This window comes from Klebsiella sp. GW_Kp182 (assembly GCF_040062275.1).
Classification (GTDB): domain Bacteria; phylum Pseudomonadota; class Gammaproteobacteria; order Enterobacterales; family Enterobacteriaceae; genus Klebsiella; species Klebsiella michiganensis.
Window position 1 is genome coordinate 13,784 of sequence record NZ_JBEAFQ010000002.1, and the last position, 23,005, is coordinate 36,788.

A 23,005-nucleotide genomic window follows, 5' to 3' on the forward strand; every position below is an offset into this window, starting at 1 on the left:
ATACTCTAGGGGCAGAGCAAACGTTTGCCCAGATGAATAAATTTATCGCCCGATAACCTCGGGTTATTCTGCATGCTCACCATTGATGAAAACATGATGACTGAACCCTGGCAGCGTCTGCCCGCGCTCTCCCTTAAGCAGATCCAGTACTTTGTGACCCTGGCCCAGCTACGCCACTTCACCGACACCGCTAACCGGCTGGCTATCAGCCAGCCGGCGCTAAGCAGCGCGCTGCGGCAAATCGAGACGGTGCTCGGCGGCAAGCTGGTCAACCGTACCGCCTCGGCGGTGACCTTAACCGAGCTGGGGGCGGCGATTTTGCCCCACGCCCGGCGGGTGCTGAGCGTGGCGCAGCTGGCGTTTCAGGATATGCAGCAGATAGTCGAGGCCGGCGGCGACGGTACGGTGCGTATCGGGCTGGTGCCCTCGGTGAGCTCGCTGCTGTTTCCGCTGCTGCCGCAAACGCTGGCCCAGGCGTTTCCGCGCCTGAGGGTGGAGTTTCACGATCAGACCAACGACGCCCTGTTTTGCGAGCTGCAGTCGGGAAAGATAGATTTTGCCGTTGGCGCAATAGACAGTTCGTTACCGCCTGAGCTGCAGGTTTATCCTCTGCGCGACGATCCGTTTGTGGCGGTGCTGCACTGCGACGATCCGCTGGCCGGGCAGCCGCATCTGCCGTGGAAGCTGCTCGCGGGGCGCGATATCGCGGTGTTCTCAAAGGGCAATATTCAGCGTCTGGTCGGCGCGCTGGCGGAGAGCCATCGCCTCACGCTGAATACGCGTTATCAGGTTGACTATATTGAAACGCTTTACGGCCTGGTGCGTTCCCGGCTGGCGGTGGCGATTCTGCCTGAGCTGTATACTACCCACCTTCAGGATCCGGCGTTAAAGGTGGCGCAGCTTCAGCAGCCCGCGCTGACGCGAACCGTGGCGCTGATGCGCGGGCCGCAGCCTTTGCCGCCGCTGATTGAGGAATGTTTCGCATTATTACTAAGTTCGCTGCGCTGACCGACGCGCGTCGACTCCGGGAGGGGAACCCCGCAGCTGGCCGCCGCGGGAGCTTATTTACGGCGTCACGATATTGAACCAGAACTCAAATTTATCCATATAGCCCAGCATCTCGTCCAGCTTCGCGCCGTCGCCGGTCACTTTGACTTCACCCTTATCCTCCGCCTGTTTTAGCGTTTCCTCTTTCAGGATGATTTTGTTCAGCGTGGCGCGATCCAGCGCGATGGTAGCGTCGGCGTCTTTGGCTTCGGCATCGGCGGTGTGGTTGAGCACGCCGTTTTCCAGCTCTAGCTTATATTTACCGCCATCGTTACCAAGGTCGATATTGAATACCGCTTTGGCGGTTCCGGCTTTTTCGCCGTTGATGTGGACCGCAAGATAGTCGAAAAACATTTCCGGGGTCATGGCCCGCACGGTATCCGGGCTGGCGGTATTCGGCGTCGGGCCTTTCACGACGCCGTTGCGTAGCTCCTGCGCGCCGGTCAGGTAGAAATTACGCCACGGTCCTGATTCCGCCTGATAGCCCAGCTGCTCCAGGGCATCGGCTTCCAGATTGCGCGCCTCCAGATTACCGGGATCGGCGAAGACAATTTTGCTGACTACCTGAGCTACCCAGCGATAGTTGCCCTGGTTGTAATCTTCTTTGGCTTTCTTGAGGATAGCGTCGGCGCCGCCCATATAATCAACGAACTTCTTCGCCGCTTCTTCCGGCGGCAGCTCGTCCAGCGTAGCCGGGTTGCCATCGAACCAGCCGAGATAGAGGACGTAGGTAGCCTTCACGTCATGGCTGACGGAGCCGTAGTAGCCGCGGTTGGCCCAGGTATTGGCCAGGCTGTCCGGCAGCTTGAATTTGGCGGCGATCTCATCGCGGGTCAGGCCCTCGTTGGCCATGCGCAGAGTCTGGTCATTAATGTACCGATACAGGTCGCGCTGGCTCTTCAGCAGGTTAACCACGTTCTCATTACCCCAGGTCGGCCAGTGGTGCTGGGCCATAATGATTTCAGCCTTGTCGCCCCAGCGCACAATGGCGGCGTTGATATATTTCGACCACGGTAGCGGTTCACGAATTTTCGCCCCGCGCAGCGAGTAGGTGTTATGCAGGGTATGGGTGACATCTTCGGCGGATTCAATGAGCTTCTTCTCTTCAATATACCACAGCATTTCCGACGGTGCTTCCGAGCCCGGCGCCAGCATAAAATCGTAGGTCAGGCCGTCGATGGTCTCTTTCTGGCCATCTTTCTCGATGATATTGGTGGGAGCAATCAGCGTGACGGTGCCGGCAGAGGTCGTGGTGCCGAGACCTGCGCCAACCTGGCCGGTGGCATCCGGTTTGAGCAGGTTGCCGTACATATAGCTGGCGCGACGGCTCATCACGTTACCGGCCATAATATTTTCAGCAACGGCGGCTTCCATAAAACCGGAAGGCGCGTAGATTTTGACTTTGCCGGATTTGACATCGGCTTCATCGACCACGCCGCGCACGCCGCCGTAATGATCAACGTGGCTGTGGGTGTAGATCACCGCAACAACCGGCTTATTGCCGCGATTTTTGTAATACAGATCCATTCCGACCTTTGCGGTCTCCGCTGATACCAGTGGATCCACAACCGTGATGCCCTCTTTACCTTCAATGATGGTCATATTGGAGAGATCGAGGTTGCGGATCTGGTACACGCCTTCGGTCACTTCAAACAGGCCGCTGATATTGATGAGCTGGGATTGACGCCAGAGGCTGGGGTTGACCGTATCCGGCGCCTTTTCCCCCTCTTTGATAAAGGCGTACTGCTGCGGGTTCCAGATAACGTTGCCCTGTTCACCTTTAATCACCTCCGTAGGGAGCGCGGCAATAAAACCTTTATGCGCGTTGGTAAAATCGGTGTTGTCGGAGAAGGGGAGCTGTTTATACAGCGCATCGTTTGCCTGTTTGGTCGCCGCAGCGGCTTCTTTCGGCGACGTTTCGGCCCAGCTGGTCACAGGGAGAGTCGAGATAATTCCTGCCAGAGCCAGACTTTTCATAATCGGTGTTAATTTCATCGGAATCCTCATGGGTTTACGCTGATTCACTCGTTAATTTCGATATGACGTCGGGTTACATCCTGTAACGCCTCCTAAACTATAAACACGTATCTGCAAAAGTGTTTATTTTGTTAATTATTTGAATGCTTATTGTTAATTTTGAATTGCCTTGCGCTTGTATACCTACGCCGGGCCGGCTTGCGTTGTCCCGCGACTTACCGTAACCTGCCCGCTGAGAACGTTTTTATCTCTCAATGACTCGGGGTGCCCTTCTTTGTGAAGGCTGAGAAAAACCCGTACCACCTGATCTGGATAATGCCAGCGTAGGGAAGTCAGAGACCGCAGGGTCGTCGCTTCTTCATCGCCTGGCGGGAGCAAACGATGTCTGACCTGCTGAACCCCGCGCATATTGCCCATCTGCGGCACCTTTTTCACCGCCATTCTCCTCTTGTTCACTGCATGACCAACGACGTGGTGCAGACCTTTACCGCCAACGTCCTGTTAGCGATTGGCGCATCCCCGGCGATGGTTATCGACCCGGACGAAGCCAGCCAGTTTGCCGCCATTGCCGATGCGCTGCTGATTAATGTCGGTACGCTGACCGTCGAACGCGCGGCGGCGATGCGTGCGGCGGCGCGCAGCGCGCAGCAGGCGGGTAAACCATGGGCGCTGGACCCGGTGGCGGTCGGCGCGCTGACCTTACGGACAGAATTTTGCCGGGAGCTGCTGGCGCTGCAGCCTGCCGCCGTTCGCGGTAATGCGTCGGAAATTATGGCCCTGGCCGGAATGAGCGGCGGCGGGCGCGGCGTCGATACGACCGATACCGCCGCCGCAGCGCTGCCCGCGGCCCAGGCGCTGGCCCGCCAGCTGAATACCGTTGTCGCGGTAACCGGCGAGGTCGATTACGTGACCGACGGCCAGCGCACGCGCGCGGTCACCGGCGGCGATCCGCTGATGACCCGGGTAGTCGGCACCGGCTGCGCGCTATCGGCGGTGGTTGCCGCCGCTGCGGCGATGCCCGGCGATCGGCTGGAGAACGTGGCCGCGGCCTGCGGTCTGATGAAGCTCGCGGGGGGAAAAGCGGCGCTGCAGGGCGGCCCCGGCAGCTTTACTCCCGCCTTCCTCGATGCGCTCTATGCGGGAGGCGATCTGTGAAACGAATTAATGCGCTAACCATCGCCGGCACCGACCCGAGCGGCGGCGCGGGGATCCAGGCGGATCTCAAAACCTTCTCGGCGCTGGGCGCCTACGGCTGCTCGGTCATCACCGCGCTGGTGGCGCAAAACACCCGCGGCGTCCAGTCGGTGTACCGGATAGAGCCTGATTTTGTCGCCGCACAGCTCGATTCCGTTTTCAGCGATGTGCGCATCGATACCACCAAAATCGGGATGCTGGCGGAAACCGATATCGTCGAGGCGGTGGCGGAACGGCTGGCGCGTTATCAGATTAAAAATGTGGTGCTCGATACCGTCATGCTGGCGAAAAGCGGCGATCCGCTGCTCTCAGCCTCGGCGGTGGAGACGCTGCGCCAGCGCCTGCTGCCGCAGGTCTCGCTGATTACCCCGAACCTGCCGGAAGCGGCGGCGCTGCTGGATGCGCCGCATGCCAGAACGGAACAGGAGATGCTGGAGCAGGGCAGAGCGCTGCTGGGAATGGGCTGCGGAGCGGTATTAATGAAAGGCGGCCATCTCGATGATGCGGAAAGCCCGGACTGGCTCTTTACCCGCGACGGGGAGCAGCGCTTTACCGCGCCGAGAGTCCAGACCAAAAACACCCACGGTACCGGCTGTACGCTGTCGGCGGCGCTGGCGGCCCTGCGTCCGCGTTACGAGGATTGGGGGCGAACCGTGGCGGAAGCCAAGGGCTGGCTCTCGGCGGCGCTGGCGCAGGCGGATTCGCTGGAAGTGGGGCACGGCATCGGTCCGGTCCACCATTTCCACGCCTGGTGGTAAACGGCAAGACAACGTGTCAGCAGACTATGCTGAAAAAATAGGCTCCCGGCTGGAAAATCTGCTGAGTCGGTACCAGGCTTAACCTGCCCAAAATAATTGGGTTGGGAAAACGCATGCCGGTTTTGACCGGCACTTACGGGAGATCGCTATGACTGATATTACGCAGTTGCTTGGCAAAGATGCCGACACGCTTTTACAGCACCGCTGTATGACGATTCCAGCCGACCAGCTCTATTTGCCGGGGGCGGATTACGTCGATCGGGTGATGGTTGATAACAACCGTCCGCCGGCGGTGCTGCGTAATATGCAAACCCTGTATAACACCGGCCGCCTGGCGGGAACCGGCTATCTGTCGATCCTGCCGGTCGACCAGGGCGTAGAGCATTCTGCTGGCGCCTCTTTTGCCGCCAACCCGCTGTACTTTGATCCGAAAAATATCGTCGAACTGGCCATTGAAGCCGGTTGTAACTGCGTGGCCTCCACCTATGGCGTGCTGGCCTCGGTGTCGCGCCGCTATGCGCACCGCATCCCCTTCCTGGTCAAGCTGAACCATAACGAAACGCTGAGCTACCCGACCGAATACGATCAGACGCTGTACGCCAGCGTTGAGCAGGCGTTCAATATGGGGGCCGTGGCGGTCGGGGCGACGATCTATTTCGGTTCCGAACAGTCTCGTCGTCAAATCGAAGAAATCTCCGCTGCGTTTGAGCGCGCGCACGAACTGGGCCTGGTGACCGTGCTGTGGGCCTATCTGCGTAATTCGGCGTTTAAGAAAGATGGCGTCGACTACCACGTTTCCGCTGACTTAACCGGCCAGGCTAACCATCTGGCGGCGACCATCGGCGCGGATATCGTGAAGCAGAAAATGGCGGAAAATAACGGCGGCTATAAAGCGGTGAACTTCGGCTATACCGATGACCGGGTTTACAGCAAGCTCACCAGCGATAATCCGATCGATCTGGTGCGTTACCAGCTGGCGAACTGCTATATGGGCCGCGCCGGGCTGATTAACTCCGGCGGCGCCGCGGGCGGGGAAACCGATCTCTCCGATGCCGTGCGCACCGCGGTTATCAATAAGCGCGCGGGCGGCATGGGGCTGATTCTGGGCCGTAAGGCGTTTAAAAAATCGATGGCCGACGGCGTGAAGCTGATCAATGCCGTGCAGGATGTCTATCTGGACGGCAAAGTCACCATCGCTTAAGCATTCGTGTGGCGGCGCTACGCCTGGCCGGGCTACGGTTTCGTGCGGTCTGGTAGCCCGGGTAGGGCGTTTACGCCGCAGCCCGGGATCTTGCTTACTCGCGAATCAGCCGCGCCGTGTGCTGTAGCGTTTTATACGCTTCATAGCGCCGCTGATGATCGGCGCTATACTGGGCAACGCAGCGGTAGGTTTTATCCACCCGGGTAAACTGCTTCATCGCTTCCGGCAGGGACGGGGCGATCTGGCCGGCCACCGCGCCGAGAATCGCCGAACCTAACAGCACCGGTTCGCTGGATTCGGTACTCACCACGCTCACTCCGCAGGCGTCCGCCAGCAGCTGGCGCACCAGCGGATGCTGCCCGGCTCCGCCGCTGATGACGATATGCTCGCTGTGGATGCCGCACGCTTTCTGGGCGTCAATAATCTGCCGCAGGCCGTAGCCGATGCCGCACAATCCGGCGACGTAGAGCGCCATCAGGTTGTCCAGATCCCGCTCCATCCCCAGCCCGGCGATAATCGCTTTCGCGTGCGGGTCGGCCAGCGGCGCCCGATTACCTAAAAATTCAGGCACCACGTGCAGCCCGGCGGCGAGTTTGACCGCGGCAGAAGGACGTTCCACTTTCGCCAGCACGCTATCGGCAAGATAAACCGGCAGCGGGACGCCGCGCGCCCTGGCCAGCGCCTTAGCCTCGGCGGCGGCGGGATGGAAGCTCAGCAGCTGGTCGATGGCCGCTCCGGCCGCGCTCTGCCCGCCTTCGCTCAGCCAGAACCCCGGCACCATCGCCGAGTAATATGGCCCCCAGACGCCGGGCACGAACACCGCTTCCTGAGTGGTGGTCATGGTGCAGGAGGAGGTGCCGAAGACGTAGGCCATATTGTTAACCGCGCCGTTAAGCACGCCGACGGTGCCGATACCGCCCGCGTGGGCATCGATCATCCCGACCGCCACCGGAGTACCGACCGGCAGGCCCATCTCCTCTGCCGCCGTGGCGCAAAGGCCGTCGCCGCAGGGGGTTCCCGGATCGACAATCCGCTGGCCGATGCGGACAAAATCTTCATCCGCCAGCTCTTCGAGGCCAATCTGGCGGAAGTAGCTGGCATCCCAGCGTTGTTCATGCGCCAGGTAGGTCCATTTACAGGTCACGGTACAGACCGAGCGGGCTAAATCGCCGGTCGAGCGCCAGGTGAGATAATCGGCGAGGTCGAAGAAGTGGCGCGCCTGCTGATAAATGTGCGGGCGGTTCTCCTTCAGCCAGAGAATTTTCGGCGTTTCCATCTCCGGCGAGATTTTACCGCCGACGTACTGCAGCACCGCGTGGCCCGTGGCGTTGATCTTTTCCGCCTGCCCGGTGGCGCGGTGATCCATCCAGACGATAATGTTGCGCTCCGCATCTTCCGAAGGCCCGACCGCCAGCGGGGCGTCGTTATCGCCAATCACCACCAGCGAGCAGGTGGCATCGAAGCCGATTCCGGCAATCGATGACGGCGCGACCCCGGCGCTGGCCACCGCCGTTTTAATGCAGTAACACACCGCCTGCCAGATCTCGCGGCTCGACTGTTCGACCACGCTTCCGGCGCTGCGAAACAGGGTAATTTCCCGGGTCGCGTGGGCGAGAAGCTCGCCCCGCAGATTGAACACCCCGGCGCGAACGCTGCCCGAACCGACATCGACGCCAATAATATGTTGCGTATCGATTTGCATAACATCCTCTCACACAGTCTGGTTGAACGGTCAGAGATCCACGCTGTTCGGCAGGATCACAATGTCGCGCACGGTGACGTTTTTCGAGCGCGTCACCATAAACAGCACCGACTCGGCCACCTCAATCGGCTGCATCAGGCTGCCGTTGGCCAGCGCTTCGTCCATTTTGGCTTTCGGCCAGTCGTCCAGCAGGGCGGTGACCACCGGGCCCGGCAGCACGGCGCCGACGCGCACGCCGTACTGCGAAACCTGGCGGCGAGTAGTATGAACAAACGCCTGGACGGCAAATTTCGACGCGGTATAGATAGGCTCCCAGATCACCGGCACCACCCCCGCGATAGAGCTGGTGAAGATAATGTCCCCGGACTTTTGCGCGATAAGATGCGGCAGGACGCTACGCACGCAGCGGAAGGCGGCGTTGGTGTTGAGGTGCAGCACGCGGTCCCAGACGTCCGGATCGCCCTCGGCCACCGGCCCGCCGATGTAAGCTCCGGCGTTGGCGTGGAAAATATCGAGACGCCCGGTGAGCTGCAAAATACCCTGCAGAATATTATCGACCTGATCCGCCTGCATCAGGTCAACCTGCAGGGCGAAGGCGTTTTCGCCGAGTTCGGCGACAAGTTTGTTGAGCTTCTCGCCTTCACGGTCGATAAGCACCACTTTTGCGCCAGCGCCCAGCAGGGTCCTGGCGCATTCGAGGCCGATACCGGACGCCGCGCCGGTAATGGCGGCGACTTTACCGCTAAGGGAAGTATTCATAGAGGAGACAGAGTGGTTCATTTTATAATCCTTTACAGAGTCTGGTTGGAACTATCGAACGCGAGGGCATCGCGTTCGACGCTGGAGACGAAAACTTGTTAAGGTATTGAATATGAGCGTCATTTTTTTGATGTTCGCTGGCGTATTCACGCTTAATGCGTTAATACTTCGGGAAGTAAAATGGAAGCTCAATCGATGAAGCTCATGTTGCGCTAGCTTCATCGATTGAGCAAGTGGGGAAATTAACAGCGAAATGATTTTGTGACGCAAGTTGGGAAAATGAAGAAAATCACGATTTACGACCTGGCGGAACTGTCCGGCGTTTCGGCGAGCGCGGTGAGCGCTATCCTCAACGGCAACTGGAAAAAGCGCCGCATCAGCGCGAAGCTTGCCGAAAAGGTGACGCGGATTGCCGAGGAGCAGGGCTATGCGATTAACCGCCAGGCCAGCATGCTGCGCAGCAAAAAATCGCGCGTCATCGGTATGATTATCCCCAAATACGATAACCGCTATTTCGGTTCGGTGGCGGAGCGCTTTGAGGAGATGGCCCGCGAGCGCGGCCTGCTGCCGATTATCACCTGTACGCGCCGGAGGCCGGAGCTGGAGATCGAAGCGGTAAAAGCGATGCTCTCCTGGCAGGTTGACTGGGTGGTGGCCACCGGGGCAACCAATCCGGACAAAATTACCGCCCTGTGCCAGCAGGCAGGCGTGCCCACGGTCAATCTCGACCTGCCGGGCTCTGTCGCCCCGTCGGTGATATCGGATAACTACGGCGGCGCGAAGGCGCTGACCCACAAAATCCTCGCCAACAGCGCTCGCCGCCGGGGAGCGCTGGCGCCGCTGACCTTTATCGGCGGGCGCAGCAGCGACCATAACACCCGCGAGCGTTTACGCGGCTTCCACGATGCGCATCGGGAGCAGGGGCTGGTCGTGCCGCAGGAAAATATCCTGGCGCCCGGCTATTCAAAAGGCAAAGTTGAGGCCTGCCTGCAGGAGCGGTTTGCTACCGCGAAGACCCCATTGCCGGGGCTATTTGTCAACTCGACAATATCGCTGGAAGGGGTGGTGCGTTGGCTGTCGCAGGCGGGACTTACCGGCAGCGAGCAGCCGCCGATGGGCTGCTTCGACTGGGACCCGTTTGTCTATCTGCTGGGGCACGATATCGACATGGTGCAGCAGGACGTGCCGGCGATGCTGGAAGCGGTGTTCACGATTATTGACGCCGGCGAGGCCGGGCAGCAGCGGATTGAAATCCCGCCGCTGTTGATGAGCAGCCGCTGATCCGGCTGCCGCCGTTAGCGCGTCAGCAGCCAGCGGGCGGTGTGCTCGTCGGTCACCAGGCCGTTGATCCAGCCGCCTTTAAGCGCCGCCAGAATCGCCGGGCGTTTGTACTCGCCGCACGCCACCGCGATGCGCGGGCACTGGTTCTGGCGGATATCGTAGCTGGTGATCATTCTGTTGATTTCGCTCTCCACCACGCCACCTTCGGCATCGATAAAGCGTCCCATGATCTCGCCGATGCCGCCGCGTGCGGTCAGCTCATCCATCTGCGCCTGATTGATAAAGCCATCTTTGAAGATGGGGCTTTGGGTACCTAATGGCCCAATGCCGACAAAAATAACGTCCGCCCGGCGGGCGACGGCGGAAACGCTGCGAAACAGCCGGCTGGTACACCACATGTCGTACTCGTCCTGGGTCTGCGCGTAGCGCGGCGCGGGCCACTGATAGTACTTGGCCTTAATTTTGCTGGTCAGCAGCAGCGGGACGTCATCGTAATAGTTACATTGACCGTCGGCGTCCATGGCGCTGATCAGGGCGACGCAGCGGGTGTTCAGACTGTCGAAGTCGATGCGCTGCAGCGCTTTTTTCAGGGTCAGGCCGGAACCCAGGCCGATGATTTTCTCTTTATCATCCTGCAGATAGCGGGCCATCAGCTGATAGCAGCCGAAGGAGACGCTATCCAGGGTGCTTTCTTCGTTAAAGGCGGGGACGATATTGCACTCGATAAGCCGGTACTTCTCCTGCAGCAGCTGCGCATAGTCGAGGCAGTTCGCTACCGGGTGGTGCAGGCTAATCGACACAATCCCTTCTTCTTTCGCGGCGGCGATCAGCCGCTGTACCACTGGCCGCGACGTGCCAAGCTGGCTGGCGATCTCGCTCTGATTCTGCCCGGCGATGTAGTACATCCACGCGGCGCGGACCTTTTGATCCAGCCGGATATCATCTTCTTTGCTCATGCTTTCCTGCCCTAAGTGTCGGGCCGCGGCGATAATTTCGCCCGGCGAATACCCGCATTCTCGCCGTGGTCGGGAAAACTGGCAAGCTTTTGCTCTTTTTTGGTCAATTGTAATTTTATTGGGTAATTGTTCTTTTGTGATCCGTGGCTCTTATTTTGGTCAATTGATCATTTACAGTGAGGCCATCAACTCAAGGAGAGCGGAACATGAACAATCAATTCACATGGCTTCACATTGGTCTGGGTTCTTTTCATCGCGCGCATCAGGCGTGGTATCTGCATCGTCTGATCGCTTCCGGAGATAAACGCTGGCACATCGCGGCGGGGAATATCCGCAACGACGCCGAACAGGTGGTTCAGGCGCTGGCGGCGCAGGGCGGGCGCTATGTGCTGGAAACCGTCAGCCCGGAAGGGGAACGTGAATATGAAGAGATCACCTCCATTCAGAAACTGCTGCCGTGGCAGGCCGGGCTGCAGCCGCTGATTAACGAAGGGGCAAACCCGCAGACCAAAGTCATCGCCTTCACCGTGACGGAAGGTGGCTACTACCTGAATACCCGCCATAAGCTGGAAACCAGCAACCCCGATTTGCAGGCCGATCTGGCAGGGGAGTGCAAAACGATTTACGGCACTATCGCGCGGATTCTGGAAAAGCGTATGGCGGACAACGCCGGGCCGCTGACTCTGCTGAACTGCGATAACGTGCGCCATAACGGCGAACGCTTCCACGACGGTATGGTTGAGTTCCTGCAGCTAACCGGCAAGCAGGCGGTGATTGACTGGATGGCCGCCAACACCACCTGTCCGAACACCATGGTCGACCGCATCACCCCGCGCCCGGCGGCGGACCTGCCCGCGCGCATCAAAGCGCAGACCGGCATTGACGATAAAGCGCCGGTGATGGGCGAGACCTTTATCCAGTGGGTGGTGGAAAACAACTTCCGCGATGAACGCCCGAACCTGGAAGCGGTCGGGGTTGAGATGGTGGCGTCGGTGATTCCTTACGAAGAGGCGAAAATTCGCATTCTGAACTCGTCGCACAGCTGCATTGCGTGGGCGGGAACGTTAATTGGCCAGCAGTACATTCATGAAAGCACGCTAACGGATTTCATCTACGCCATTGCCGACCGCTACGTTACGGAAGATGTGATCCCATGCCTCGGCGATAACGGCATTGACCTGCCGGCCTATCGCGACGTGGTGCTCAAACGCTTTACCAACCCATATATCCAGGACACCAACCAGCGCGTCGCCGCCGATGGCTTCTCGAAAATTCCGGCGATGATCGCCCCAACCCTGCAGGAGTGCTACCAGCGCGGCGTTCGCCCGCAAGCCACCGCCATGCTGCCCGCGCTGTTCTTCGTCTTTATGGAGCAGTGGCACAAGGGCACCCTGCCGTATGAGTACCAGGACGGCATCCTCGACGCCGAGGGGGTACATCAGATGTTTGAAGCCAACGATCCGCTGGCCCTGTACGCCCGCGATAAAGCGCTGTTTGGCGAACTGGCCGAAAACGCCGATTTCCTCGCGCTGATGCGCGAAAAAGTGGCGGCCGTTTATACGCTGATTAACTAAGAGGTGGCTATGTATCTGGGTATCGATCTCGGCACATCGGAAGTCAAAGCGCTGGTCATTGATGAGAACAATGAGGTTATCGCCAGCCATAGCGCGCCGCTGAGCATTCAGCGGCCCCATCCGCACTGGTCAGAACAGTCGCCGCAGTCATGGTGGGAGGCGACGGAGTATCTGATGACCACGCTGCGGGAAAAATGCGCCCAGCACTGGCCGGCCATTAAGGCCATTGGCCTGTCCGGGCAGATGCACGGCGCGGTTCTGCTGGATGCCGACGGGGAGGCGATCCGCCCGGCAATCCTGTGGAACGACACCCGCTGCGCCGCGGAGTGCGCGGAGCTGGAGGAGAGGGCGCCGGAGCTGCATCAGGTGGCGGGAAACCTGGCGATGCCCGGCTTTACCGCGCCGAAGCTGCTGTGGGTGCGTCGCCATGAGCCGGAAAACTTTCAGCGCACCGCCACGGTGCTGCTGCCGAAGGATTATCTGCGCTACCGGATGACCGGTAAAAAAGTCTCCGATATGTCCGACGCCGCCGGGACGCTGTGGCTGGACGTGGCGAAGCGCGACTGGTCCGACGCTCTGCTGGATAAATGCGGCCTGGCGCGCAGCCAGATGCCGACCCTGGTTGAAGGCTGCGAGGTTTCCGCCACCCTTGACCCGCAAGTGGCCGAACGCTGGGGGCTGAACGCCTCGGTAGCGGTAGCCGGAGGCGGCGGCGATAACGCGGTCAGCGCCATAGGCGTCGGCGCGGTTTCGCCCGGGGATGCGTTCATTTCGCTTGGCACCTCCGGGGTGCTGTTTGTGGTGACCGACGCCTATCGTCCGGCTCCGCAGTCGGCGGTCCATGCGTTTTGTCACGTGCTGCCGAATCTGTGGCATCAGATGAGCGTGATGCTCAGCGCCGCCAGCTGTTTGCAGTGGTTCTGCCGCCTGACCGGCACCACGGAAGTGGCGCTGCTGGAGGAGATTGCCGAACTTAGCGAAGAGGAGAAGTCCCACGCGCCGTTCTTCTTACCCTATCTCTCCGGCGAACGTACGCCGCACAACGATCCTGACGCGCGCGGCATGTTCTGGGGCATGACCCACTCCAGCCTGCGCGCCCAGCTCGGCTACGCGGTGCTGGAAGGGGTGAGCTTCGGCATCAGCGACGGTCTGCAGGTACTGAAAGAGAGCGGTACGCAGATCGAACAATGTTCGCTGGTTGGCGGCGGCGCCCGCAGCCCGTTCTGGGCGCAGCTATTGGCCGATATCCTCGATATGCCGGTGGTGACCCACAAAGGCGGTGAGACCGGCGGCGCGCTGGGCGCGGCGCGGCTGGCCTGCCTGGCGGCGGGCAAACCGATTACCGAAGTCTGTGAAAAACCGGAGATCTGGCAGACCTGGCGCGCGGACCCGGTACGCCATCAAACCCTGATGCGGCGCTATGCGCAGTTTAAGGCCCTGTATTTAAACGATCTGAACTATCGGCAGCATTAATTTTTATCACCATAACCGTTCCGGTGAACTGACCGGAGCGGCCTCCTGTACCCTAAAAACGAGGTCATTATGTCCATCAATAATAAACAGTGGCTCGGTTTACCCCTGAACCTGCTCTGGGGATACATCGCCATTGCCGTATTTATGACCGGCGACGGTTTTGAACTGGCATTCCTGTCGCACTACATCAAAGAGCTCGGGTTCTCCCCGGCGCAGGCATCGTTCGCCTTTACCCTCTACGGCCTGGCCGCCGCGCTGTCGGCGTGGATCTCCGGCGTGGTGGCGGAAATCATCACGCCGCTGAAGACCATGATGATTGGCTTCGTGCTGTGGTGCGTGTTCCACGTGCTGTTCCTCGTTTTCGGCCTCGGTCACGCGAACTATGCCCTGATCCTGGTTTTCTACGGCATCCGCGGTTTCGCGTATCCGCTGTTCCTTTACTCGTTTATCGTCGCCATTATCCACAACGTGAAAAGCGATAACGCCAGCTCGGCGATCGGCTGGTTCTGGGCGGTTTACTCGATCGGCATCGGCGTGTTCGGCAGCTATATTCCGAGCTTTACCATCCCGCATATCGGCGAGCTGGGGACCTTGTGGCTGGCGCTGGCTTTCTGCGTCACCGGCGGCATCATTGCGCTGGCTTCCCTGCGCCATATTAAAACGCCGCACCATATGCAGAACCTGACCACCCGCGAGAAGTTTGCCGAACTGGGCCGCGCGGCGACGCTGCTCTATACCAACCGCAATATTCTGCTGTCGAGCATGGTGAGAATTATCAACACCCTGTCGCTGTTCGGCTTTGCGGTGATTATGCCGATGATGTTCGTCGATGAGCTGGGCTTTACTACCTCGGAATGGCTGCAGGTGTGGGCGGTCTTCTTCTTCACCACCATTTTTTCGAACGTGCTATGGGGCATTCTGGGCGAAAAACTGGGCTGGATGAAGGTGGTGCGCTGGTTCGGCTGCATCGGCATGGCGCTCTCCAGCCTGGCGTTTTATTACATTCCGCAGCACTTCGGACATAACTTCGCGATGGCGCTGCTTCCGGCTATCGCCCTGGGGATCTTTGTCGCCGCGTTCGTACCGCTGGCGGCCGTTTTCCCGGCGCTGGAGCCGAAGCACAAAGGCGCGGCCATTTCGGTATATAACCTGTCGGCGGGGATGTCGAACTTTCTCGCGCCGGCCATTGCAGTAATTTTGCTACCGTTCTTCAGCACCATCGGAGTGGTGATCGCCTATACCGCGCTGTACGTGGCGGCTTTTTTCCTCTGTGCGTTTATTCGCGTCGAGCAGCCGGGTTTTACCCACAAGGAAGCGCCGGCCAGCGAGCAGGTGGAGTTCTCTTAAGGTGATGCGGCCGGCATGCCAGGCATGCCGGCCTTAATGAGGTGGATGATGAGTATTCAGGCAGTGATTTTTGACATGGATGGCGTAATTATTGATTCCGAAGCCCTGTGGCGGCAGGCGCAAATCGACGCCCTCGCGCAGTGGGGGGCAACGGCGAGCGTCGAGGAGTGCGAAACCCTGACCAAAGGCAAACGTCTCGATGATATTGCCCGCACCTGGTGCCGCTATTGCCAGCTTGAGCTTGCCCCGCAGCGGCTTGAGGCCGCGATATTGCAGCGTATTACCGGCCTGATCGCCGCCGAAGGCGAGCCGATGCGCGGCGTGCATGAGGCGTTACGCTATTTTCGCCATACCGGTTATAAAATTGCCCTCGCCACCTCCTCGTCCCGGCAGGTTATCACCGCCGTGCTGAACAAGCTCTCGCTCTGGCACTATTTTGATGTGATTTGCAGCGCGGACGATGAAGCGCAGGGCAAACCGCATCCGGCGGTGTATCTGACGACGTTGGATAAGCTGAATCTCGACGCCAGCCGGTGCCTGGTGATCGAAGACAGCTTCAACGGCTTTAGCGCCGCCCGGGCGGCGGGGATTGCCACGATAGTGATTGCCGAAGATAGCCAGCATGCGCGTTTTCAGGGCGCCGCTGGCCGCTATCGGGCGCTGCCTGAACTGCTGGAAGCCCTCACCGCCGAGCCAGAGGCGGTCGAATAACTCACCCTTTCGTGAGCGCAGAAAATCCCGGGATGTACACGGTCGGTTACTCTCTTTTCTGCGCTCACGCCCCCCTTTTTCACCATGCCGATCCGCCTCACATTTCGCTTATCTTTTGTGAAAACAGTCACGCCTTGTTGTGCCAATGCCCAAATTTATTGCCTTGCTTAGCGGTGTTTGTCCGAGGCACTGCTGCGTAATTGTGCTTAGATTAGATATTGAAACATATTTTCAATAATGTGAAACCACTTTGCCGATTTGCTTCTATCGATCGGATTTGGCCGTGATAAGGACCGAGCATGAAAATTGAATCTGTAAATGTCACCGTTTTCCAGTATCCCACGCGTCGGGTTTCCGACAGCGCCGGGCACTCCCATCCGGGGGCTGAAAGCATGGCCAAAATGGCGATGCTGACCATCACCGCCGATGATGGCGCGCAGGGCTTTTCGTTTGCGCCTCCGGAAGTGGTGCGCCCGTTCGTGGTGAATACCTTTTTCCGCAAGGTGCTGGTGGGGCAGGACCCGTTTAACCGCGAGCGTATCTGGCAGGATCTTAACCACTGGCAGCGCGGCAGCGCTCACCAGCTGACCGAGCGCGCGCTGTCGTTTATTGAACAGGCGCTGTGGGACCTGATAGGCCGCAGCCTTAAGATGCCGGTTTACAAGCTGCTCGGCGGCTATCGCGACACCGTCCCGGCTTACGGCAGCACGATGTGCGGTGACGATCTGCCGGGTGGTCTGTCGACCCCGGAAGAGTATGCCGCCTTTGCCGAAAAGCTGGTCGCCCGCGGCTACAAGGCCATCAAGCTGCACACCTGGATGCCGCCAATCTCTTTTGCGCCCAATCCCAAAATGGACATTAAAGCCTGCGCGGCGGTGCGCGAAGCGGTGGGGCCGGATATTGACCTGATGATTGACGGCTATCACTGGTACAGCCGCGCCGAGGCGCTGTGGATCGGCAAAGAGCTGGAAAAACTCAACTTCGCCTGGTTTGAGGAGCCGATGGAGGAGGATTCGATGTCCTCCTACGCGTGGCTGGCGGAAAACCTGTCGATCCCCATCGTCGGGCCGGAGAGCTTCGGCGGTAAGCACCGCATGCGCGCCGAATGGGTGAAAGCCGGAGCCTGCGACATTCTGCGCGCCGGCGCTAACGGCGTGGGCGGTATTACCCCGACCATGAAGGTCGCGGCGCTGGCGGAATCTTTCGGCATGGATTGCGAAGTCCACGGCAACGGCGCGGCAAGCCTGGCGGTGGTCGGGGCGATCCGCAACTGCCGCTGGTACGAGCGCGGCCTGCTGCATCCGTTCCTCGACTACGATGAACCGGCGGCTTATCTCAACAGCCTTGTCGACCCCATGGATGACCAGGGCTTTGTGCATCTGTCACAACGTCCGGGCCTCGGCGAAGACATTAATTTTGCGTATATCGAAGCCAATACCGTTAGCCACGACTGATTCAAAAAAATAAATGCCCGATGGCGCTGCGCTTATCGGGTCTGCGGCCCGGTAGACCGGATAAGGCGAAAATGCCGTCATCCGGCAACATGTACCCTACAGTACAGGCAAACAGAGATATGAAAAAAACCTCCCGACTGGCAGCGTGCTTGCTCGCGCTCGCCGTGTCGATGGGGAGCGGGGCGGCGATGGCGAAAACGCCGCCCGACCAGCTCATCATCGGTATGAATATGAATAACCTGCTCACCCTGGACCCGGCGGCGATGACCGGTAATGAAGTGGTGGGGATCGTGGTCAACCTCTACGACTCGCTGGTGGAGCTTGACCCTGAGCAGCTCACCAACGTTAAGCCCGCGCTGGCGAAATCCTGGGATATCAGCCCCGACGGCAAAACCCTGACCTTTCATCTGCGCGACGACGTGAAATTTCACTCCGGCAATCCGCTGACCGCCGCCGACGTGGTGTGGTCGATGCGGCGCATCCTGCACCTCAACCTGGCGCAGGCCTCGGTATGGAAATCCTACGGCTTCAGTCAGAAAAACATCGACAGCCAGGTCAGCGCGCCGGACCGCTTCACGGTGCAAATCGAGTTACCCAAAGATAACGATCCGCAGCTGGTGATTTACTCGCTGGCGGCGCTGGGCAACCTCGGGGTGCTCGACAGCAAAACGGTGCAAAGCCACCAGCAGGATAACGACTGGGGTAACCGCTGGCTGACCACCCATGAAGCCGGCTCCGGGCCGTTCACGCTGGAAACCTGGCAGGCGAAAGATGTGCTGCGCATGAAGCGCAATCCTGACTACTGGCGCGGCGAGGCGAAAATGAGCCGCGTGGTGCTGCGCCATTTCCAGGAGTCGCAAACCCTGCGCCTGATGATCGAAAAAGGCGACCTCGATATTGCCAACAATATGGCGGTTTCCGACATCAACGCCCTGCGCAGCGACCCCCAGCTGACCGTCGACGCGGTGCAGCGCGGCACCATGTACTACGTGGCGATGAGCATGAAAGAGGCGCACTTCGCCCATCCGAAAGTGCGTGAAGCGGTGCGCTATCTGATTGACTACCAGGGCATCAATAAAGCGCTGATGCCGGGCTACGGGGTGCTGCACCAGCGGCCGATTAAGGCGGGCATGCCGTCAACGCTGCCCGACCCGGGCTATAAGCTGGACGTGGCGCGGGCGAAAAAGCTGCTGGCGGAAGCAGGCTATCCCAACGGCTTTGATACCACGCTGCGGGTCCTCTCGGATCAGCCGTTCCTGAACATTGCTATCGCCGTGCAGTCGACGCTGATGCAGGCGGGGATTAACGCCAAAATTATCACCGGCACCGGTAACCAGATCTACGGCGCGATGCGCGAGCGTAAATTTGACCTGCTGGTAGGACGCGGCGGCAGCGGAATGGAGCCGCACCCGCACTCCAGCCTGCGCGCGCTGGTCTATAACCCGGATAACAGCGATGAGGCGCGCCTGACCAACTTCCAGGGCTGGCGCACCGGCTTTTACGACCCACAGCTCAACGCGATGATTGACCGCGCCCTGCTGGAACGCGATCCGCAAAAACAGGTGGCCGACTACCAGGCCATCCAGACGCGCTACGACCAGCTGGTCCCGGCCCTCATTCCGCTTTCGCAGATGGTCGATTCCGTGGTGGTGCGTAACGAGGTGCGGCAGTATCAGCCGCACCCCTCTGCCACCACTTTTCTGCGTGACGTCGATAAAGTCCGCGAAGGAGAGAAAGGATGAGTATCGCAATCCTTGCGCCCGGCTCACGCGGCCGGCGCTTATCAAAACGGCTGCTGCAGGTGGTGATTACGCTGTTCGGCCTGCTGCTGTTGACCTTCACTATTGGCCGCGTCATGCCCATCGACCCGGTGCTGGCGATTGTTGGCCCGGACGCTGACCAGAGTACCTACCAGCAGGTTTACCATCAGCTGGGGTTTGATAAATCGCTGACCACCCAGTTTGGCATCTATTTCGTCAACCTGCTGCACGGCGATCTGGGCAACGCGCTGCTGACCGGGAAACCGGTGGTGGACGACATTATCCGCGTCTTTCCGGCCACCATGGAGCTGGCGACGATGGCGATTCTCGTCGGCGCGGGCCTCGGTATTCCGCTGGGCGTGCTGGCGGCGGCGCGGCGCAATAGTGTCTCCGATTATGTTGTGCGCATTATCAGCCTGGCGGGCTACTCGACGCCGATTTTCTGGGTCGGGATGATGGGGCTTTTAGTCTTCTACGCCTGGCTCGGCTGGGTGGGCGGCGCCGGACGGGTGGACCTTGGTCTGGACGGTATGGTGCCGCGCCGCACGGGGCTGATGACCGTTGATGCGCTGCTGGCGGGCAACGGTCAGGTCTTCTGGAACGCAATTAATCACCTGATTCTGCCCGCCTCGCTGCTGGGCTTTCACTCGCTGGCCTACATCAGCCGCATGACCCGCAGCTTTATGCTGGCCCAGCTGTCGCAGGAGTTCATTATTACCGCGCGGGTGAAGGGGCTGACCGAGCGTCAGGTCATCTGGAACCATGCGTTTCGCAATATCCTCGTACAGCTGCTGACGGTGGTGGCGCTGGCCTACGGCGCGCTGCTGGAAGGCGCGGTGCTGATTGAAACCGTCTTCTCGTGGCCGGGTTTCGGCTCCTACCTCACCGGTAGCCTGCTGCTGGGCGATATGAATGCGGTAATGGGCTGCGTGCTGCTGGTGGGGGCGATCTTCGTGATGCTCAACCTGCTCTCCGACATGCTGTATCAATTCTTTGACCCGAGGACAAAATCATGACCGTTTCTCTGGATTCGCCGCTTTCGGGCGGCACGGGCGAAGGCCGTCAGCGGCTGCAACGCGCGGCGGCGCGGGCCGTCGGGTTTATCGGCAAAATGGCGCGCAACCCGCTAACGGCCATCGGCGGCGGAATTATCTTTCTGCTGCTGGTGGTGGCGATTTTCGCGCCGCTGATTGCTCCGTATAACCCGCTGGTGCAGGACCTCAACAGCGCGCTGGTCGCGCCGAACGCGCAGCACTGGTTCGGCACCGATGAGTTTGGCCGGGATATCTTTAGCCGCCTGGTGTACGGCTCGCGCATCACGCTCTATATCGTGCTGCTGGTCTCGGTGACCGTCGGTCCGCTCGGGCTGCTGCTCGGCGTCAGCGCCGGCTATTTTGGCGGTAAGGTCGATATGGTGCTGATGCGCGTCACCGATATTTTCATCTCCTTCCCGAGTCTGGTCCTGGCGCTGGCGTTTGTCGCCGCCTTAGGTCCGGGGCTGGAGCACGTGGTTATCGCCATCACGCTCACCGCCTGGCCGCCGATAGCCCGCCTGGCGCGCGCCGAAACGCTCTCTCTGCGCCAGGCCGATTTTATCTCCGCCGTACGTCTGCAGGGCGCATCATCGGCCCGCGTCCTCTGGCGCCATATCGTGCCGCTGTGTCTGCCCTCGGTCATTATCCGTATCACCATGAATATGGCCGGGATCATTCTGACCGCGGCCGGTCTGGGCTTTCTCGGGCTCGGCGCGCAGCCGCCGGAGCCGGAGTGGGGGGCGATGATCTCCAGCGGGCGCACTTACATGATGGAGTGCTGGTGGGTGGTTACGATTCCGGGGCTGGCGATTCTGATCAACAGCTTAGCGTTTAACTTCTTAGGAGATGGCCTACGTGACATCCTCGATCCCCGCAGCGAATAATGCTCCGCTGCTCGATGTGCGCGATCTGTGCGTCGACTTTGTTAACGGCAGCGCGGTGACCCATGCCGTGCGCGGCGTCTCCTTCCAGCTGGGGCGCGAAAAGCTGGCCATTGTCGGCGAGTCCGGTTCAGGTAAATCCACCGTTGGGCGCGCCCTGCTGCAGCTGCATCCGAAAAAGGCCCGCGTCAGCGCCAGCCGGATGCAGTTTGCCAACCTCGATCTGCTGCATCTTACTGAAGTGCAGATGCGCGGCGTGCGCGGCAAACGTATCTCCATGATTATGCAGGACCCGAAATATTCGCTTAATCCGGTGGTCTGCGTCGGTAAGCAAATCGCCGAGGCCTGGCTGACCCATCATCCGGGACGCAAAGATGAGGCGAAGGCAAAGGCGCTGGAGATGCTGGAGGTGGTGCGTATTCGCCAGCCGGAGCGCGTTTATCAGCTTTATCCGCATGAGATATCCGGCGGACAGGGGCAGCGCATCATGATTGCCATGATGCTGATTACCGACCCGGAGCTGGTGATTGCCGATGAGCCGACCTCCGCGCTGGACGTGTCGGTGCGCCTGCAGGTACTGGGCCTGCTGGATGATCTGGTTCAGTCGCGCGGGCTGGGGCTGATTTTTATTAGCCACGACATCAACCTGGTGCGCAGCTTTTGCGACCGCGTGCTGGTGATGTACGCCGGACGGGTGGTGGAGTCTATTGCCGCCTGCGATCTCGATAACGCCCGCCATCCCTATACTCAGGGGCTGATTAACTCGCTGCCGGATATGCAGCATCGTCGCCCGATACTGCCGGTGCTGCAGCGCCAGGCCAGCTGGTTAACGGAATAAGGAGTGGATGATGATTGAAGTTCAACGTCTCAACCTCGCGTTTGGCGAAGGGGAGAAGCGTAACCAGGTGCTGTACGACGTTAATTTCCACGTTAAGCCCGGCGAGATCTACGGTCTGGTGGGGGAGTCCGGCTCCGGCAAAACCACGGTGCTGAAGTGCCTGGCGGGGCTGTTTACCCACTGGCAGGGGGAGTTAACCATTGACGGGCAGCGCTTAGGGCATGAGATTAGCCGCGAGCGCTGCCGTCAGGTGCAGATGGTATTTCAGGACCCGTACGGATCGCTGCATCCCCGTCACACCATTGGCGATATCCTTGAAGAGCCGCTGCAGATTCATCGCATTCACGATCGCGACCGGCGGATTCATGCGCTGCTGGACAAAGTGGGCCTCAATCGTGCGTTTCGCGAACGCTATCCGCATCAGCTTTCCGGTGGCCAGCGGCAGCGCGTGGCGATTGCCAGAGCGCTGATCCTTGAGCCGCAGGTGCTGCTGCTGGATGAGCCGACGTCGGCGCTGGATGTGTCGGTGCAGGCCGAGATCCTCAACCTGCTGGCAGAATTGCAGCAGGAGGCTAAACTCACTTACCTGATGGTGACCCACGATTTGGGCGTCATTGCCCATTTATGCCAGAAGGTGGCGGTAATGCAGTACGGGAAAATCCTTGAAACCCTGACGGTCGATGCGCTGGTCAACGGCGAGGCGCAAACGGCCTATACGCAGATGCTGGTTAACGCCAGCCGGCAATATACGCGCGAAATGGCGCGCGAGGTGGCGGCATACTAAGCGATATGGCGCATTGTCTCGCGGACAATGCGCCCTGTTTTTGGATAAAACTTTGAAATGATATGTATTAATAGTTATAAATATCGTCTATTAATGTAAAAGTGGTGTTTAGATCTAAAATGAAAGTATCTGTTGTATGAATGAAAATATATGGAATCATAACTTGTGTTTATTATTCATTTTGAAATAAATAACCAGATTTTCTTCAAATCTCAAAATATTCCATGCTGTAAATTCATTTAAACCTTGTTAATTGCAAGGAAAAACTGCGCAT

At 59.5% G+C, this 23,005-nt stretch carries 19 protein-coding genes and 1 riboswitch; of the genes, 15 read left to right on the forward strand and 4 right to left on the reverse strand.

From position 1 onward, the window contains the following. Positions 1 to 93 precede the first annotated feature (93 nt). Complete coding sequence (locus ABLU88_RS02225) at positions 94 to 1,008, forward strand: LysR family transcriptional regulator (RefSeq protein ID WP_162557628.1); 915 nt, start codon at positions 94 to 96, stop codon at positions 1,006 to 1,008. A 57-nt stretch (positions 1,009 to 1,065) separates the two neighbouring features. On the opposite strand, the gene ABLU88_RS02230 is transcribed toward ABLU88_RS02225, so the two are convergent. Further along, on the reverse strand, positions 1,066 to 3,042 hold the full coding sequence (locus tag ABLU88_RS02230; protein WP_014230122.1) for an alkyl sulfatase dimerization domain-containing protein: 1,977 nt from the start codon (positions 3,040 to 3,042) through the stop codon (positions 1,066 to 1,068). Between the two features lie 232 nt (positions 3,043 to 3,274). Next, positions 3,275 to 3,371, forward strand: a riboswitch (TPP riboswitch). Positions 3,372 to 3,405: 34 nt separating this feature from the next. Between ABLU88_RS02230 and thiM the strand changes: the two genes are divergently transcribed. From thiM to fbaB, 3 genes are all read left to right on the forward strand, one after another. After that, positions 3,406 to 4,179: a hydroxyethylthiazole kinase gene (gene thiM, locus ABLU88_RS02235; RefSeq protein ID WP_004852591.1), complete on the forward strand. Its 774-nt coding sequence runs from the start codon at positions 3,406 to 3,408 to the stop codon at positions 4,177 to 4,179. Continuing rightward, on the forward strand, positions 4,176 to 4,976 hold the full coding sequence (gene thiD / locus ABLU88_RS02240) for a bifunctional hydroxymethylpyrimidine kinase/phosphomethylpyrimidine kinase (RefSeq protein WP_004852589.1): 801 nt from the start codon (positions 4,176 to 4,178) through the stop codon (positions 4,974 to 4,976). The genes thiM and thiD overlap by 4 nt, the downstream gene beginning before the upstream one ends. 148 nt (positions 4,977 to 5,124) lie before the next feature. Continuing rightward, a complete protein-coding gene (gene fbaB, locus ABLU88_RS02245) occupies positions 5,125 to 6,177 on the forward strand; it encodes a class I fructose-bisphosphate aldolase (RefSeq protein WP_004103793.1) in 1,053 nt (350 codons plus the stop codon). A gap of 94 nt (positions 6,178 to 6,271) precedes the next feature. Here fbaB and ABLU88_RS02250 read toward each other — a convergent pair whose 3' ends face one another. Together ABLU88_RS02250 and ABLU88_RS02255 are read right to left on the reverse strand one after the other, a co-directional pair. Next, on the reverse strand, positions 6,272 to 7,879 hold the full coding sequence (locus tag ABLU88_RS02250; protein WP_046877539.1) for an FGGY-family carbohydrate kinase: 1,608 nt from the start codon (positions 7,877 to 7,879) through the stop codon (positions 6,272 to 6,274). A 30-nt stretch (positions 7,880 to 7,909) separates the two neighbouring features. After that, a complete protein-coding gene (locus ABLU88_RS02255; RefSeq protein WP_004852583.1) occupies positions 7,910 to 8,659 on the reverse strand; it encodes an SDR family oxidoreductase in 750 nt (249 codons plus the stop codon). 258 nt (positions 8,660 to 8,917) lie between these two features. Between ABLU88_RS02255 and ABLU88_RS02260 the strand changes: the two genes are divergently transcribed. Next, the gene (locus ABLU88_RS02260) at positions 8,918 to 9,919 is read left to right on the forward strand and encodes a LacI family DNA-binding transcriptional regulator (RefSeq protein WP_025107794.1); all 1,002 of its coding nucleotides are present in this window, start codon (positions 8,918 to 8,920) and stop codon (positions 9,917 to 9,919) included. Between the two features lie 14 nt (positions 9,920 to 9,933). Here the strand turns inward: ABLU88_RS02260 and ABLU88_RS02265 are convergent, their stop codons facing one another. Beyond that, a complete protein-coding gene (locus ABLU88_RS02265; RefSeq protein ID WP_014839020.1) occupies positions 9,934 to 10,875 on the reverse strand; it encodes a sugar-binding domain-containing protein in 942 nt (313 codons plus the stop codon). A gap of 206 nt (positions 10,876 to 11,081) precedes the next feature. On the opposite strand from ABLU88_RS02265, the gene dalD reads away from it, so the two are divergent. The 10 genes from dalD (at position 11,082) to ABLU88_RS02315 (ending at position 22,731) form a co-directional block, all read left to right on the forward strand. Continuing rightward, on the forward strand, positions 11,082 to 12,449 hold the full coding sequence (gene dalD, locus ABLU88_RS02270; protein ID WP_032693709.1) for a D-arabinitol 4-dehydrogenase: 1,368 nt from the start codon (positions 11,082 to 11,084) through the stop codon (positions 12,447 to 12,449). 9 nt (positions 12,450 to 12,458) lie between these two features. Next, the gene (gene xylB / locus ABLU88_RS02275) at positions 12,459 to 13,922 is read left to right on the forward strand and encodes a xylulokinase (protein WP_042945703.1); all 1,464 of its coding nucleotides are present in this window, start codon (positions 12,459 to 12,461) and stop codon (positions 13,920 to 13,922) included. A 69-nt stretch (positions 13,923 to 13,991) separates the two neighbouring features. Continuing rightward, a complete protein-coding gene (gene dalT / locus ABLU88_RS02280; RefSeq protein ID WP_025107791.1) occupies positions 13,992 to 15,269 on the forward strand; it encodes a D-arabinitol transporter in 1,278 nt (425 codons plus the stop codon). A gap of 48 nt (positions 15,270 to 15,317) precedes the next feature. Then, entirely contained in the window at positions 15,318 to 15,980 is a 663-nt protein-coding gene (locus tag ABLU88_RS02285; RefSeq protein WP_316539936.1) for an HAD-IA family hydrolase, read from the forward strand. Positions 15,981 to 16,279: 299 nt separating this feature from the next. Continuing rightward, a complete protein-coding gene (locus tag ABLU88_RS02290) occupies positions 16,280 to 17,434 on the forward strand; it encodes a mandelate racemase family protein (RefSeq protein ID WP_032693712.1) in 1,155 nt (384 codons plus the stop codon). A gap of 119 nt (positions 17,435 to 17,553) precedes the next feature. Next, entirely contained in the window at positions 17,554 to 19,176 is a 1,623-nt protein-coding gene (locus tag ABLU88_RS02295) for an ABC transporter substrate-binding protein (RefSeq protein ID WP_128334766.1), read from the forward strand. Next, positions 19,173 to 20,210 carry an ABC transporter permease gene (locus ABLU88_RS02300; protein WP_032719862.1) on the forward strand — a complete coding sequence of 346 codons (1,038 nt, stop codon included), beginning with the start codon at positions 19,173 to 19,175 and terminating at the stop codon, positions 20,208 to 20,210. Before ABLU88_RS02295 ends, ABLU88_RS02300 begins: the two co-directional genes overlap by 4 nt. Beyond that, positions 20,207 to 21,112: an ABC transporter permease gene (locus ABLU88_RS02305; protein ID WP_025107786.1), complete on the forward strand. Its 906-nt coding sequence runs from the start codon at positions 20,207 to 20,209 to the stop codon at positions 21,110 to 21,112. The genes ABLU88_RS02300 and ABLU88_RS02305 overlap by 4 nt, the downstream gene beginning before the upstream one ends. Further along, positions 21,084 to 21,947: an ABC transporter ATP-binding protein gene (locus tag ABLU88_RS02310; protein WP_049102831.1), complete on the forward strand. Its 864-nt coding sequence runs from the start codon at positions 21,084 to 21,086 to the stop codon at positions 21,945 to 21,947. Before ABLU88_RS02305 ends, ABLU88_RS02310 begins: the two co-directional genes overlap by 29 nt. A gap of 10 nt (positions 21,948 to 21,957) precedes the next feature. Continuing rightward, a complete protein-coding gene (locus ABLU88_RS02315) occupies positions 21,958 to 22,731 on the forward strand; it encodes an ABC transporter ATP-binding protein (protein ID WP_014230105.1) in 774 nt (257 codons plus the stop codon). The last annotated feature ends 274 nt before the right edge of the window (positions 22,732 to 23,005 follow it).

Excerpts from the sequence above, each read along its gene's own strand:
- ABLU88_RS02295 (WP_128334766.1), top strand. The coding sequence starts at position 17,554 with ATGAAAAAAACCTCCCGACTGGCAGCGTGCTTGCTCGCGCTCGCCGTG.
- fbaB (WP_004103793.1), top strand. The coding sequence starts at position 5,125 with ATGACTGATATTACGCAGTTGCTTGGCAAAGATGCCGACACGCTTTTA.
- ABLU88_RS02250 (WP_046877539.1), bottom strand. The coding sequence starts at position 7,879 with ATGCAAATCGATACGCAACATATTATTGGCGTCGATGTCGGTTCGGGC.
- ABLU88_RS02315 (WP_014230105.1), top strand. The coding sequence starts at position 21,958 with ATGATTGAAGTTCAACGTCTCAACCTCGCGTTTGGCGAAGGGGAGAAG.
- ABLU88_RS02230 (WP_014230122.1), bottom strand. The coding sequence starts at position 3,042 with ATGAAATTAACACCGATTATGAAAAGTCTGGCTCTGGCAGGAATTATC.
- ABLU88_RS02305 (WP_025107786.1), top strand. The coding sequence starts at position 20,207 with ATGACCGTTTCTCTGGATTCGCCGCTTTCGGGCGGCACGGGCGAAGGC.
- ABLU88_RS02265 (WP_014839020.1), bottom strand. The coding sequence starts at position 10,875 with ATGAGCAAAGAAGATGATATCCGGCTGGATCAAAAGGTCCGCGCCGCG.
- ABLU88_RS02285 (WP_316539936.1), top strand. The coding sequence starts at position 15,318 with ATGAGTATTCAGGCAGTGATTTTTGACATGGATGGCGTAATTATTGAT.
- thiM (WP_004852591.1), top strand. The coding sequence starts at position 3,406 with ATGTCTGACCTGCTGAACCCCGCGCATATTGCCCATCTGCGGCACCTT.
- ABLU88_RS02290 (WP_032693712.1), top strand. The coding sequence starts at position 16,280 with ATGAAAATTGAATCTGTAAATGTCACCGTTTTCCAGTATCCCACGCGT.
- ABLU88_RS02300 (WP_032719862.1), top strand. The coding sequence starts at position 19,173 with ATGAGTATCGCAATCCTTGCGCCCGGCTCACGCGGCCGGCGCTTATCA.
- ABLU88_RS02255 (WP_004852583.1), bottom strand. The coding sequence starts at position 8,659 with ATGAACCACTCTGTCTCCTCTATGAATACTTCCCTTAGCGGTAAAGTC.
- dalT (WP_025107791.1), top strand. The coding sequence starts at position 13,992 with ATGTCCATCAATAATAAACAGTGGCTCGGTTTACCCCTGAACCTGCTC.
- ABLU88_RS02225 (WP_162557628.1), top strand. The coding sequence starts at position 94 with ATGATGACTGAACCCTGGCAGCGTCTGCCCGCGCTCTCCCTTAAGCAG.
- xylB (WP_042945703.1), top strand. The coding sequence starts at position 12,459 with ATGTATCTGGGTATCGATCTCGGCACATCGGAAGTCAAAGCGCTGGTC.
- dalD (WP_032693709.1), top strand. The coding sequence starts at position 11,082 with ATGAACAATCAATTCACATGGCTTCACATTGGTCTGGGTTCTTTTCAT.
- ABLU88_RS02260 (WP_025107794.1), top strand. The coding sequence starts at position 8,918 with ATGAAGAAAATCACGATTTACGACCTGGCGGAACTGTCCGGCGTTTCG.